Raw genomic sequence first — 13,800 nt, 5'->3', positions numbered from 1 at the left:
AGATTGGCGAGGGACGACCAGACGCCCGCGGCCAGCATCAGGGCCACCACGGCTGGGGTGAAAATGCCGCGCGCGGCGTCGCGCGGAGGGCGCTGCATCAGGTCCTCATCGGCCGGATCGACCGACAGGGCCAGCGCCGGAAGACCATCGGTTGCCAGATTGACATAAAGGATCTGTACCGCGCTCACCGGCAGGGGCAGTCCCAGCAGCAGCGCCCCCGCCATCAGCCCGATCTCCCCAAGGTTGGAAGCAAGCAGATACATCAGGAACTTCTTCACGTTGTCGAAGATGGCACGCCCTTCCTCGACGGCGGCCACGATGGAAGCGAAGTTGTCGTCGGTGAGGGTCATGGCTGCGGCCTCCCTGCTGACCGCCGTGCCGGTTACGCCCATGGCGATGCCGATATCCGCCTTCTTCAGGGCCGGAGCATCGTTCACGCCATCGCCGGTCATGGCCACCACGTGCCCCTTCTCCTGCAGGGCGCTGACCACCCGCAGCTTGTGGGCCGGCGAGACGCGTGCGTACACCTGGATGGACTCCACCTCACCGGCGAAACGGTCGTCGTCTATCACATCAAGCTCGGTTCCGGTGAGGAGTCGGCCGCCGGTCAGCAGCCCAAGCTCGCTCGCCACCGCGCGTGCGGTTGCTGGATGATCGCCGGTGATCATGACCGGCAGGATGCCCGCTTGCCGGCAGACCGCTATGGCGGCAGCGGCTTCCGGTCTGGGGGGGTCCTGCATTCCCACCAGGCCAAGCAGGGTCATCTCCCCTTCCGCGTTCTCGCGGGCAGTTCCCCTCTTTACTGCCACCGCCAGCACCCGCAAGGCGCCGGCCGCCATCTCCCGCCCCGCCTCGACCACCGCTCTGCGCCCCTGCTCGTCGAGAGGTATTTCACCTCCGTCGAGCAGGGTACTGCGGCAGGATTCCAGCATCACCTCTGGAGCCCCCTTGGCAAAGGCGACCAGCGCACCCCCCTCCCCATGCAGGGTGGTCATCCGTTTGGACTCGGAGGTGAAGGGTACCTCGTCGACGCGCGGGTAACGCTTGCGGAGGGCATCGACGTCGATTCCTGCCTTGACCGCGGCGACCACCAGCGCCCCCTCGGTGGAGTCACCGTTGATCTTCCATCCGGAGGCAGCCTCGTCCTGGAGGAGGAATGCGTCATTGACCAGGGTGGCGGCCTCCATAAGCGCCAATAGTTCCTGCTGCGGAACCGCCTGCCCCCCCGCCATGCTGAAAGTCCCCTCCGGCCGGTAGCCCGCTCCCGAAACCTCTACGAAGCGGCCTGCCACGTAGAGGCGGCGAACGGTCATCTCGTCCCGGGTCAGGGTGCCTGTTTTATCGGAACAGATGACCGTGGTGCTCCCCAAGGTTTCCACGGCGGCCAGCCGGCGCATGAGCGCATGACGCTTCACCATACGCTGAACGCCCAGTGCCAGGGAGATGGTGACCACGGCGGGCAGAGCTTCCGGCACTACGGCCACGGCCAGCGCGAGCCCAAAGAGGAGCATCTTCAGGAACGCTTCGCCGCGCAAGAGCCCGAGCAGTATGATAATGGCCACTCCCACCAGGGCAGCACGGACCAGCAGATGGCCGACCCGGTCGAGATTTTCCTGCAATGGCGTCCTGCTCGTCTGGATGTCCGTCAGCATGCCGGCTATCCGGCCGAACTCGGTGTCCATGCCGGTGGCGACCACTATCCCCTTCCCTCTCCCGTGGCTGACAGCCGTTCCGGCGAAGGCCATGTTGCGGCGGTCCGCCAAGGGAAGCTCCGGATCGGGAAGCGGCGGCGACTGCTTGGCGACCGCCGTTGATTCACCGGTGAGCGGAGATTCCTCCAGCTTGAGGGTGGCAGCCTCCATGATCCGGACGTCGGCCGGGACGCGATCGCCCGTATGCAGCAGCACGACATCCCCAGGCACCAGTTCCCGGGCAGCAATGCTCGTCTCCACGCCGTCCCGTATCACAGCGGCGGTAGGGGCCGCCATCAGCTTCAGCATCTCGACGGCCCGCTCCGCCCGCCACTCCTGGGCAAAGCCGAGCAGCGCGGCGAAGAGGACGATGACGCCGATGGTGATCGCCTCCACCGCCTGCCCGAGCAGCAGAGAGAGAAGACAGGCGACCAGCAAGATGACGATCAGCAGGTTCTTGAACTGGGAGAGGAACAACGCCCAGGCAGAGCCGCGGCTGGCCTGCCGAAGCTCGTTGGGACCCCAATGGGCAAGACGGGATTCGGCAGTTGCGGCAGATAGCCCGGCAGGGTTGGACTCCAGCAGAGAGGCAACGGTCTCGGCGTCCAAGGTATGCCACGGTGGATGATCCGAATGCTCCATCGAAGTTACGCTCCACCTTTCGAGATACCTGCGTCAGAAAGTCCCCTCTCCCCCCGGGAGAGGGAGAGTAGGCAGAAGCCTACTGCGCGAGCTGCTTCAGGACCTGCTGAAGCTTGCGCAGCTCCTCCCCATACCCCGCCCAGTCTCCCTGCCGCTGCAGCGTGGTGGCCCGCTCATAGATCGCCATCGCCTGCCGGGCAAGGTCCCGGGTCGATGCTTTGGCCCCCTGAGCGGCCGGCGCAGGGCCGGCTCCCGCGGAGGGCACCACCGCAGGCGCGGGAGCGGGCTCGCCTGCCTTCCCTCCAAAGATCCGTTGCAGGGCCAGCTCCAGCGTCTGCTCCATGACCACTTCGTCCCCGTACGCCACGATCACCCGCCGCAACTCGGGAAGCCCACCCTTCTCGGCCACCAGGTAGAGCGGCTGCACGTAGAGGAGGGATTTCTCGATCGGGATCACCAGCATGCTGCCGCGGATCACCTCGGAGCCTCGCTGGTTCCAGAGGGTCAGTTGCTGCGAGATGAAGGCGTCCTGGTTGATGCGGGCGTCGATCTGCTTGGGGCCGTAGATCAGCCGGTCGCGCGGGAAGGTGTAGGCGCGGACCTTGCCGTAGTTATCGCCGTCGCAACGGGCGGTGAACCAGGCGGCCAGGTTGTCGCGCTTGGAGGGGGTGAAGGGCAACAAGAGGATGTACTCCTCGCTCTTCTCACCCGGCAGCTTCATCATGGTGTAGTACGGTTCCATCTGCTTCTCGCCCATGACCGGGATCTCCCAGAGGTTCTCCTTGTTGTAGAAGACCTTGGGGTCGGTCATGTGATAGGCCGCGAAGATGGAGGCCTGCAGCTGGAGGAATTGGTGCGGGTAGCGGACGTGGCTGCGGAGATCTTCCGGCATGGCGGAGGCCTGCTTGAACAGCCCCGGGTAGATGCGGGAGTAGACCTTGGCCATGACGTCAGCGGGATCGACAAGGTAGAAGGTGACCGTGCCGTGGTAGGCGTCCACCGTGACCTTGACCGAGTTGCGCATGTAGTTGACGCCTCCTTTAAGCGGCTTTGAGTAGGGAAGCCGGTCGGAATAGGTGTAGGCGTCGATGATCCAGCTGAGCCCGCCATCCTTGCGCACCACCATGTAGGGGTCGCTGTCGAAGTGGAGAAAGGGAGCCAGTGTGCGCACCCGTTCCAGGATGTTGCGGTAGTAGAGTACTCGGCTCTTGTCGTTGATATCGGAGGAGAGCAGGATCTTCTCGGAGCCGAAGCGGGCGGCGAAGAGCGCCTTGTCGGCCAGCGAACGGATCGGCACCCCGCCCTTCCCCGCATAGGCAGAGTTGATGTTGCCGGTAGCGGTTGGGTAGCCGAACTCGGGGACCTTGCTGCCAACGATGGAGTAGTCGTTGGAAAGCTCGCCGTAGTAGATATCGGGCTGAGTCACCTTGATGTCGGCAAGACTAACCGGGGGTATGTCCTTCAGGAAGAATTCGGGGAGTCCTTCCTTGCTGATCCGGCTTACCGGTCCCATGGTGAGACCGTTGCCGTGGGTGAAGATCAGCCGTTCGTTGATCCAGTTGCGGCTGGGGAGGTCGGCGTAGGAGAGCTCGCGCGGCGACAGCATCACCTGGGTGTAGCGCCCGTTCACCAGGTAGCGGTCGTTGTCCACGTCGAAGAACTTGTAGTAGGTCCTGATCTGCTGCAGTTGGCTGTAGGTCTTCAAAAGCGGCTCGGTGTCCCACAGCCGGATGTTCTTGATGGTTGCGTCGTTCTTGGCGATGTCGGCGGCGGTCAGCTTCAGGTCCACGTCGAAGGGAATGGTTTCTATCTTCTCCAGGTCGTATCCGATCCGGGTGAACGTGATGCTGTTCTTGATGTACGGAGTCTCCAGGTCGAGTTCATTGGGCGCCACCTTGAACTTCTGCAGCAAGCCGGGATAGGCGACCACTCCGACGCCGTAGACGGCCAACAGCACCGCCACCGGGAGTGCCATCCGGAACCAGGCCCCTTTCCAGAGGCCGAGGGCGAAGATGACACCCGCCACCGGGGCGAGGAAGGCGAGGAACTGGTAGGTGGCGAGCCGGGCATGGACATCCGCATAGCCCGCACCCTGGAAACTGCCGGTACCTCCCAGCAGCATCCGGAAGGTCTCCAGGTAGAAACCGCCACCGATGGACAGGGAGAACAAGACGGCAAGAATGGCGAGATGCCGCTTCAACTTCACATCTATGTCGATGCCCCGGGGAGAGATGACGATGCCGCCATTGAGGTAGTAGAGCGCTGCCACCATGACAGCGGTGATCGGGAACATGAAGCCGGTAAAGACGTTGATCTGCTCCAGAAGCGGCAAGCTGAAAAGGTAGAACCCGACATCCGCCCCGAGGACGGGATCGGGTATGCCGACCGTGATGCCGTTGACGAAGAGGAGCGCGTTCTGCCACATCGCAGCCCCCCAGTTCCCTATCAGCAAGGAGAGGAGAACGGCAATCCCGATGCTGAGCGGCTTGATCAACTGGCTTACCTGCTCCTTCTTGAGTTGGTAGATGTTCCCTTTTTCAAGGCGGATGCGGGTGGCCGAAGCCGAAGCATGGTAGGCGAAATGGAGGTTGGCGAGGACGAAAAGGAGAAAAATGCCCCCGAAGGCGAGGCCGGAAACTATCTGCGCGGCGATGGAGGTCTTCAACACGGAGAGGTATCCGGTTTCAATGAAGAAAAGCCAGTCGGTGTAGAAGTGAATCAGCCTGGAAAGAAGGGAAAGTAGGACAAGGAAGGCGATCAGTGACAGCAGGATGAGCTTGTTTTTCTTGTGCATCAGGGTCCCCACCTTTCAAAAGCACCGCGGTGGGTGCTCATTGCATTATCCAGCTATCATTCAAATTGGATCAGTGACTATGTCATAAAATTCGATCTGAGGAAATCAATTGTTAAATTGACGACAGCGAAGGCTCCGTACGTGCCTGCCACATTGCAGGCCATGGATACTGCCGGATTCTTCAGTTTCCAGGCCAGCGGGATCAGGAAGAATGACATCAGGGCGTAAACTGTCAGCGTGAGTAGCAGCACCGACAGTGTGCCCATCTCTTCAAGGTTATCAGCCGCGGTAAGGAAAATGCTGATGCCGGCGGCCCACAACAACATCCCTTTCCATCCCCGCCGGATGCCATACCAAAAAGAACCTGCCCAAGCAGCAGTTTTGAGGAACATGATGAAATAAACCATGGCCAGCCTCCGTTGACTAACGCCCTGATTCACATCATGGTTCTATCCTACCACTACGCAGCAAACTTTTCGAACACCTTGCAGGTACGAGTCGGTGAATGCTAGGAGCCTGGTGAAACCGTTCGTGCTGAGCTTGTCGAAGTACGAGCCCCAACTTTCGCCGACGAGGAACGAGCCGTATCAGTTTCACACCTCCTTCGACAGGCTCAGGGCGAACGGCCTTGACTCTTCTTCAGCCAGTGCATCTAAGGTAGGGTAGGCAACGCCAGCCATCTATCAGGGCAAATACCTCGCCCGGTCCTGCAACGTCCGGTAGGCGAGGATGTAGAGGGCGGCATTCCACGACTGCCGCGCCATCCCCATCGGCTCACCGGTCTCCCCTTGCAGCCACTCGTTGAACTCCCAGTCGTTTATCCGGCTCGCCTGCGCGAATTTCTCCAGTTCGGCCCAGGCCTCCTTGACCTGTCCCAATCGCGCCAGCAGAATGACCCAGAAACCGCCGACAAAGGGCCAGATGCCGCCGTTATGGTACTGCCAGGCGAGGTTCTGCCGGTGACGCTGCATGTAGACTCGCCAGAGCGGGTTCTGCGGGCCGATGGGGTTCGCCACCACCCGAATCGGGTACGGCTGGTTCGCCTTCATCCGGGTCAGGCGGGAGACGGCCTGGCAGGCCCCCGAGATGCTGCAGGCGCCGACCAGGAAGGCGAGGATATTGCCGAAGACGTCGATCTCCTCTCCCCAGGTGGCGAAATTCACGAAACTCAGGTAAAAGGGGGTGCGCTTGCTGCGATTGCGGATGTAGTGCATGAGCAGGCGGACCCGCCGGTGCTCGGCGACCACCCTGCCAAAGGGCCAGAAGAGGAGGTTGAAGTAGTCGCGGGTATGGGGGGCGGTGGGGATGTCGTAGAGCATTTTGGTCCAGTACCAGAGCGCATTGGTGTACAGGACGAAACCCGAGCGCGGCATGATGTCCGCCCAATCGCTCGCCTCCCCCTGCTGGAGGAGGTGCCAAACCTGGTGTTCCTGGCACTCCAGCCAGCGCAGCGCGAGCCCCACCTCTGTCTCCAGTTGCTTCCGGAGCGCTCCCTTGGGATCCCAGCGGTCCAGCAGGCTGATGGCGACCAGCCACCAGAGGGTGGCGTCGATACAGCCTGCGTACCAGAAGTCGACCTCTCCCGACTCCGGCTTCACGTACTTGGGGATCTGCCCGTTGGGGGCCTGGTACTTGGCGAGAGTAAAGAGACCTCTGCGTGCGGAATCGATCAGGTCGGCGTCGCCAGAGACCGCCATGCCGAGGGCACAAATGGAGGCATCGCGGCCGAAGATGCTGGCATAGTGCCGCCCGACTGACTTTTTGTTGATCGCAGAGGCGAGGACGCCGCCATCGGTGGAGTTTTCCCGAAGCAGCACGAGGGCCCGGCGATAGCACTCCTCCATAAGTTGGTTGTCAGGTACCGGCAAGGTCGCCCTCTCTAACTAAAAGCGGCAGAAAGAAGTACACATTAAATTTTACCCGATGCCCCCTCCCCTTCAAGGCGACGGCAGGGCTCTGGATATAGACGGGATTAAGGCAAGTCGAGGCTCGTTCCACGCAGGGAACGGTGATGAAGGACGGCCAGGCGGGCCCTGGCGTATTCGACCTGAGAGAAGAGCAGCGGGATGTTGCCAAGGAACTGGTTGGTGCGGACGTCGACCTCCTCCGAGAAGATGCCGGGATTTCCGGCAACCCTCTGGCAGTGGTCCAGGATTTCCCCGGCTTGGTCGAGCCTGCCGGCCTTGGCATAGGTGGTAGCCAGCCAGAAGGTGACCGGGAAAAAGGCACCCTCGAATTCGCCGAGCGGCAGATCGGTGTGAACGCCTGGGGTCGTTTCGGGATGGAACCGGTAGACGAAGCCGTTGATGGTCAGCTCCCGCTCGATCCTCGCCACCGTGGATGCCACCTTCGGGTCGTCCGCAGGGAGAAATTCCATGACCGGTATCAGCAGCAGCGCGCCGTCTACCTCCTCGTTGCCGTAGTGCTGCCGGAAGGACTGGGTACGCTCGCACCACCCTCGCGACAGCACCTCACGGTGGATGGCATCCCGCACCGGCACCCACCGGCTCGCTTCGCCAGGGCAGCCGGTCTTTTCCGCAATGCTGATGGCCCGGTCCAGCACGACCCAGCTCATCACCTTGCTCTCCACCCAGTGGACCTGTTCAGGCAACTCCCAAATCCCACAGTCCGGCCGCTGCCAGACCTCGGCGGTGTTATCCGCGATCCGCCTGATCAGTTGCCAGTACTCATCTTTCCAGATCCCTCCGTTTTCCAGGTAGATGAGGGTGCAGTCAGCGAGAAACCCGACGCTGCCATGCTGGAACTGCGTGTAGGCCCGGTTGCCGAACCTCACGGGACGAGAGCCCCGGTATCCGTGCAGTTCCCGGTCTTCGATCGGTAGCAGTTCCGGCTTCCCTGCCGGGTGGTACATAACCTGGAGCGGGGCCTCCACCAGGGACTTTCGGCCACTCAGCCAGTCGAGGTATCTCCCGACCTCGCTCCCCTTGCCGAGCAAGGCGAGCAGGGCCAGGGAGAGGGAGGTGTCACGCACCCATGCGAAGCGGTAATCCCAGTTGAGGTTCCCGCCGACACGCTCGGGGAGCGACGTGGTCACCGCTGCTACCGCGGAGCCTGCAGGAGCATAGGTAAGAAGCTGTACCGTTATCGCCGACCGCTCGATCTGCTGCCGCTCGTCCGGAGAGACGGTGAGATCACGGCACCAATCCTTCCAGTAGCGAGCAGTTTCCTCCAACAGAAGGGACAAGGCGCCCGAGGTCATCTCAAACGCAGAGTGGCCACTGATGGCCGGAGCTGACAGACTGAACATCGCCCAAAGCTCGTCCCCCTCGTTGATCTGAACCGTCGCGCTGAGCGAGCTATCGATCTTCCGGACCGGAAATGATGTCCAGAGTGTGAAGGCCTGCTCGTCCGAGCGGAAGGAAACGTTGCCGGCACCATCGTCGGGTTGGACTTCCATCTCCTGGAATTTGAAGCGGGGCTGCAATTGGAAGCGGACGGTCGCCACACCTGAAAGACAGCGAATCCTTCTTATGATCGCTCTCTGCGCCTCTCCATGCCGCCGTTCATCGTCCGGCCAGGGCATGGCATCGGAGAGCTCGAGTTTCCCGGAAGGAAGGTCCCACTCGGTGAGCAGGATCGCCGTCTTCTCAAGATATCTCTGTATCCCCAGGGTCGGCTCATCAGGGCCGAAACGCCAGAAGCCGCCTCGATCCGGATCCAGCACCGAGCCGAAAACGGAGTCGCCGTCGTAGTCAGGCACGCAGTACCAATCGACGGTGCCGTCGCCGGCAACCAGAGCAGCGGTTCGCCGGTCGCCTATCACGCCATGGCGTTGGATGGGTGGAAACGGCAGGAACGCATCGCGATTACAGTCACCAGTCATGCCGATTCCTCTTCTGAAACTCATAGCTGAGCCAGTTTGACAGAATACTGAAAGGGCCTAGAGATTGAGCCAGATTAAAATATAGTCACTCGGGGAGGCAAAAGCAAGTTGTCGGCGTGCTGATCCAGCAACAGCGAGGGCAATGACAGTAAAGGGGGGAGCTTAGAGAATGGTTCTTGATCTGGAAACGGCATGTAAATGGTGGATGCTAAATCAGATCTTAAGCCCGATGAGCGGCCAGACGAAGACGACCGATCCCATGAAAAGAAGCCACGAAATGGCCATCACCACCACACCGGAGACGATGATGTCCCGGCTTTTCAGGTAGCCCGAGGCGTAGGCGATGGCGGTGGCAGGGGTCCCCATCGGCAGGCAGTAGGCGAGACCGGCCGGCAGGGCGATGGAAAGGGTCATCACCTTGGGATCCATGCCGGTGCTCTTGCAAAGGCCCATGCCGACCGGCATGAGGATGGCTACCACGGCGGCGTGGCTGATGCATTCGGTAAGGACGATGGCAACCAAGGAGATGACGGCGATGATGGCGAGCGGTGAGTCATAAAGCGCCCCCATCCCCTTCTTAACCACCCACACAGCGGCCCCGGTCTTCTCCAGCGCGGAGGCGAGCGCGATGGTGCCTCCGTACATCAGGATGATCCCCCAGTTGACGTACTCCTCGATCTTCTGCCAGGACACGACCTTGAAGGTGAAGAGGGCGGCGGCTCCCAGAATGGCGATGGCGGCCAGGCCGGTCTTCTCCCCCAGCGTGATCCAGCAGGCGACGGTGGCCACCATGACGAGCGCGGTCAGCATCTCGTCGTACCCCATCTTGCCGGTTTCCAGCCGCTTGTGATTGAGGAACTTCCTGCCGTTTTCCACGCTTTCTATGTCGACGGGAAAGAACCGATAGAGCAGAAGAAAGGCGATCACCAAAAGCGGCAGCACGATCATGCAGGCTGCGGTGGTCCACTCCATGAAAGTGAAGTGGAGTCCAGTGGCCTCCTTCAGAAGCCCGGCTGCCAGCGGAGCGCGCGCTCCACCGAGGAAGGTGGCGATGCCGCCGATGATGCATCCCCACGCCATCGACATGAAGATGAGGCGGCCGTAGCTGCTCTTTCCCTTCTCCAGTCCCAGCGCTGTGGCCAGCTCGCTTACCACCGGGAACAGCATGGCCGCTACGGCGTGTTCGCTCATGATGAAGGAGAGAAAAGCCGACAGCAGAAAGACCGTGAGGGCCAGCCGAGTGGGTGTCTTGCCGAACCTCGCGAGCATGGCGCGGGCGATGCGTGCGGAGATGCCGGTGCCGGTCATGGCGGCGGCCAGGATGAAGGCGCCCAGGATGAAGAAGACCGCCTCGTTGCCGAACATCGAGTAGGTTTTCTTGGCATCCATGATCCCCAGCAGGGGGAGCATCACCATGGAGAGGAGCGCGGTGACGGCGATGGGGAGCAGGCCCGAAATCCAGAAAAAGACGGTAGCGCCGAACAGCACCAGCGAGCGGTACCCGTCGACGGAAAGCCCTGCGGGCGGGGTGAGATGGATCAGCACGCCGACCACTAAGGCAACCAGCGCCATCACCTGGTAACGCGCGGTCTTGTCCAGCAGGATGAGCCACATCGGGCGGTTGTCGATCTTGAGCGGCTTGTCGAAAAGATTGCTGTTGGGCATGGGAAGCTATTCCAGGGAATTAGAGGGCTGCCGATTCGAAGGACTGTTCGACTTCCTTCACCCGGAGGATGCGACGCAGGTCGGAGGCTGCGAGCTGCCGCCTGTCGTCGATGATGTCGATCAAGCCGCGCACCATCCCGCGTGAGCTAGCGGGTGCCAATGGGGTGACCAGGTTGATCAGCGGCAGGAGCGGTTTGGTTGCGGCCTTGTTGGCGCGCCAGCCAGTCTGAAGGTGGGTATAGATACCGGAGAGCTCTTCGCGAGAGAGACGAGCGCCGCTCTTCGAAAGCGTCACCAGCGGGAGCACCTCGGCTGCCAGCAGGGTGTCGATTCCGGCCACCGTTGAGTTGGCAGCCTCTTCTCCCGCTACCAACGTGGAGATAACCGACCAGCGCGGAAAAACGTAACGGGCGCACTCGATGGAACGAAGCCGCATCTCGATGCCGGCCATTCCCCGGTCTGTACGGGAACCGTCGAAGGCGGTCAGCGGGATATCGAGGATATCCACCCCCGCCGCGTAGGCACGCTCGATGAGATGGGCGGGCGCTGGGAGGTCGAGTCTCGCAATAAGGCGGGTGTTGAAGTTCTTCTTGATCATGCGGGCCAGCGTCTCGCCGTTGGTAAAGGAGTCGAGATCGCCGAAGGTGAGATGAAAGAGCGCTGCATTGCTCTGGTAGTGGCTGTCGTAGAGGGTTTCCAGAGTCGGGCGCTCAGGAAGATTGCCCCCCACGAAGAAGACGTTTTCCTCACGCAGAAGTTGGTCGGGAGACGGGGTGGAAAGATCCCGACCAAGCAGCTGCCGGAATTTTTTTTCTTCGATTTTCATGCTCTCCCTCCCCTTCTTCTGCTGCGCCAGCTTCCCATGAAATCCATCATCCACCAGCACCAATGATGAGGACCGTACCCAAGTCAAGTGGTGTGTTTTGTCAAAGATAGTCCGACAAACCATTTTAGTCAAGAAAAAAGGATATATTTCCTATCACTCTAGTAGAGTTGTAAAAGAGGCCGGCGAAACGCACCTGTCGGGTGGATTGGAGTGCGCAAGAAGTACGTGGTTGCCTCCTGCAATCGCCTCGGGAGTGGAATCGGAAGAATGAAAATTGAGTGGCGAGGTGTGGCATCCCTCACCCCTGCCCTCCCCCGGCGGGGGAGGGAGAGATTGGGACAGATGGATGGGGCTGAGTGAAAAGTAGAAAAGAGTGGAAAGAGGGCAAGCGTTGGTCGGGTCTGCATCCACCGGACAGGGTACCGTGGGGGATGCAGACCCGATGATAGGGAGACAGAGGGGATTGCTCCCCCTCCCCTATTTCAGCTGGTCGACCAGCAGTTCGACCGAGTGCCGGACTTCGACGGGGGAGCCGTCCTGGTCGAGGCCGCCCCTGATCTGCATGACGCAGCCGGGGCAGTCCATAGCCACCACCGGGGCACCGGTCTCCTTGATGTTCTTCAGCTTGTTTCTGAGGATGGGCGCCGAGATCTCAGGCAGCTTCATGGAGTACGAGCCGCCCATGCCGCAGCACATATCGCACTCGAACATCTCGGCCAGCTCATAACCGGCCTTCTCCAGCAGCTCCCTCGGCTGCTCGGATACCCGCAGGGTCCTCTTCAGATGGCAGGAGTCGTGATAGGTCACCTTCCCCATCTGCGCCCCTTCCTTGAAGCTGAGCCGCCCCTCGTCCACCAGTTGCTTGACCAGGGTGGAGAAGTCGATGGTCTTTTCGGACAGCTTTTTCGCCTTCTCCAGCCATTCTTCCTTCCCGGCCGTCTCCAGGGTTTTGGTGAAGTCGTGGGCCAGGGCGACAGTGCAGGTCGGGCAGGCGGAGACCACGTACTTCACGTCTGCGTCCAGCAGGGCCTCGATGTTCTGCACCGCGTTCTCAGCGGCGACGTCGTAAGCGCCGCTGTAGAGGGCGGGCGCGCCGCAGCAGGTCTGCTCGTCGGGGAAGATCACTTCGATCCCTGCCTTGTTCAGGGTCTTCACCAGCGCCTCACCCATTTCGGGATAGGCGAAGTCGATCAGGCAGCCGGCGTAGAAGGTCACCTTCTCCTTCCCCTTAGGCTGCTTGATCTCCTTGAAGCGGTCCCTGAACGGCTCTGCGGCAATGGCCGGGAGGCTGCGCCCCTCAGTGAGATCGGAGAGGAAAAACGGCAGGTGCCGGATGAATTTGCCTGAAGTGAAGGCCTTCCCGGCGATGGAGGCGGCCCGCAGCATGCCGTGGAACAGTCTCCGGTTGTTGACCACCGAGAAGATAGCCTTCTGGGCCAAGGGCTGTCCCTTCTCGACCACCAGGCGCCGTCTGATCTCCATGATCATCTCGGGTATGTCGAGCTTGCCGGGGCAGACCTCCTTGCAGTTGCCGCACTGGATGCAGAGCCCCTGGATCTCCTCCGATTTCTTCAGCTCATCGAACCAGGCGGTCAGGATGGTGCCGATCCCGCCGGTATAGACTGCGCCGAAGACATGCCCGCCGACCAGCCTGAAGATGGGGCAGACGTTCAGGCAGGAGCCGCAGCGGATGCACTGCAGCGCCTGCTTGAACTTGGCGTCGCGCGCCATCTCGGTCCGCTTGTTGTCCATCAGGATGATGTGCATCTCCTTTTGGGAGCCGTCGTCGTTGGCAGTCGGGCCGGAGATGATGGAGACGTAGCTGGTCAAAAGCTGCGCGGTTGCGCTCCTGGGGAGCGCCTCCAGGATGGTGGGGACGGCCTCGAACTTCTCCACCAGCTTCTCCACACCGACCACCGCGACGTGGATGCGCGGCAGGGTGGAGACCAGCCGGGCGTTTCCCTCGTTGGTCACCAGCACGATGCTGCCGGTCTCGGCCACGGCGATGTTCGCGCCGGTGATCCCCATGTCGGCAGCCAGAAACTTCGGGCGAAGCTCGTTGCGCGCCACCTTGACCAGCCTCGGGATGTCGGAGGAGAGCCGCTCGTCGACTTCCTTGCTGAAGAGCTCGGCCACCTCCTCCTTGGTCATGTGGATGGCCGGCATCACCATGTGGGACGGGGTCTGGCCGGCAAGCTGGATGATCCACTCCCCGAGGTCGGTCTCGGCCACCGAGATGCCGTTGTCGAGCAGGTGGGCGTTCAGGTGGATCTCCTCGGTGGCCATCGACTTCGATTTCACCACCGTCTGGACACCCTGCTCCTTGGCGAGCTTCAGA

At 61.5% G+C, this 13,800-nt stretch carries 8 protein-coding genes; all 8 read right to left on the bottom strand.

Annotation, left to right across the window (positions count from 1 at the left end; genetic code table 11):
* Nucleotides 1-2,333, bottom strand: a 2,333-nt coding sequence (locus VJ604_RS01395; RefSeq protein WP_324079594.1) for a cation-translocating P-type ATPase, incomplete at its 3' end; no start/stop codon positions are given.
* Between the two features lie 79 nt (nt 2,334-2,412).
* Complete coding sequence (locus tag VJ604_RS01390) at nt 2,413-5,127, bottom strand: UPF0182 family membrane protein (RefSeq protein ID WP_324079593.1); 2,715 nt, start codon at nt 5,125-5,127, stop codon at nt 2,413-2,415.
* A gap of 77 nt (nt 5,128-5,204) precedes the next feature.
* On the bottom strand, nt 5,205-5,534 hold the full coding sequence (locus tag VJ604_RS01385; protein WP_324079592.1) for a hypothetical protein: 330 nt from the start codon (nt 5,532-5,534) through the stop codon (nt 5,205-5,207).
* A 276-nt stretch (nt 5,535-5,810) separates the two neighbouring features.
* Nucleotides 5,811-6,995: an amylo-alpha-1,6-glucosidase gene (locus tag VJ604_RS01380; protein ID WP_324079591.1), complete on the bottom strand. Its 1,185-nt coding sequence runs from the start codon at nt 6,993-6,995 to the stop codon at nt 5,811-5,813.
* A 104-nt stretch (nt 6,996-7,099) separates the two neighbouring features.
* Entirely contained in the window at nt 7,100-8,971 is a 1,872-nt protein-coding gene (locus VJ604_RS01375; RefSeq protein ID WP_324079590.1) for a glycoside hydrolase family 15 protein, read from the bottom strand.
* A gap of 213 nt (nt 8,972-9,184) precedes the next feature.
* Nucleotides 9,185-10,636 carry an SLC13 family permease gene (locus VJ604_RS01370; RefSeq protein WP_324079589.1) on the bottom strand — a complete coding sequence of 484 codons (1,452 nt, stop codon included), beginning with the start codon at nt 10,634-10,636 and terminating at the stop codon, nt 9,185-9,187.
* A gap of 19 nt (nt 10,637-10,655) precedes the next feature.
* A complete protein-coding gene (locus VJ604_RS01365; protein ID WP_324079588.1) occupies nt 10,656-11,462 on the bottom strand; it encodes a hypothetical protein in 807 nt (268 codons plus the stop codon).
* A gap of 477 nt (nt 11,463-11,939) precedes the next feature.
* Nucleotides 11,940-13,800, bottom strand: a 1,861-nt coding sequence (gene ldhH / locus VJ604_RS01360) for an L-lactate dehydrogenase (quinone) large subunit LdhH (protein ID WP_324079587.1), incomplete at its 5' end; no start/stop codon positions are given.

The organism is Geomonas sp., from assembly GCF_035254065.1.
In the GTDB taxonomy this organism is placed as follows: Bacteria; Desulfobacterota; Desulfuromonadia; order Geobacterales; family Geobacteraceae; genus Geomonas.
The sequence above is the reverse complement of the archived record's forward strand: the minus strand, read 5'-3'. Positions and strand labels throughout refer to the sequence as shown.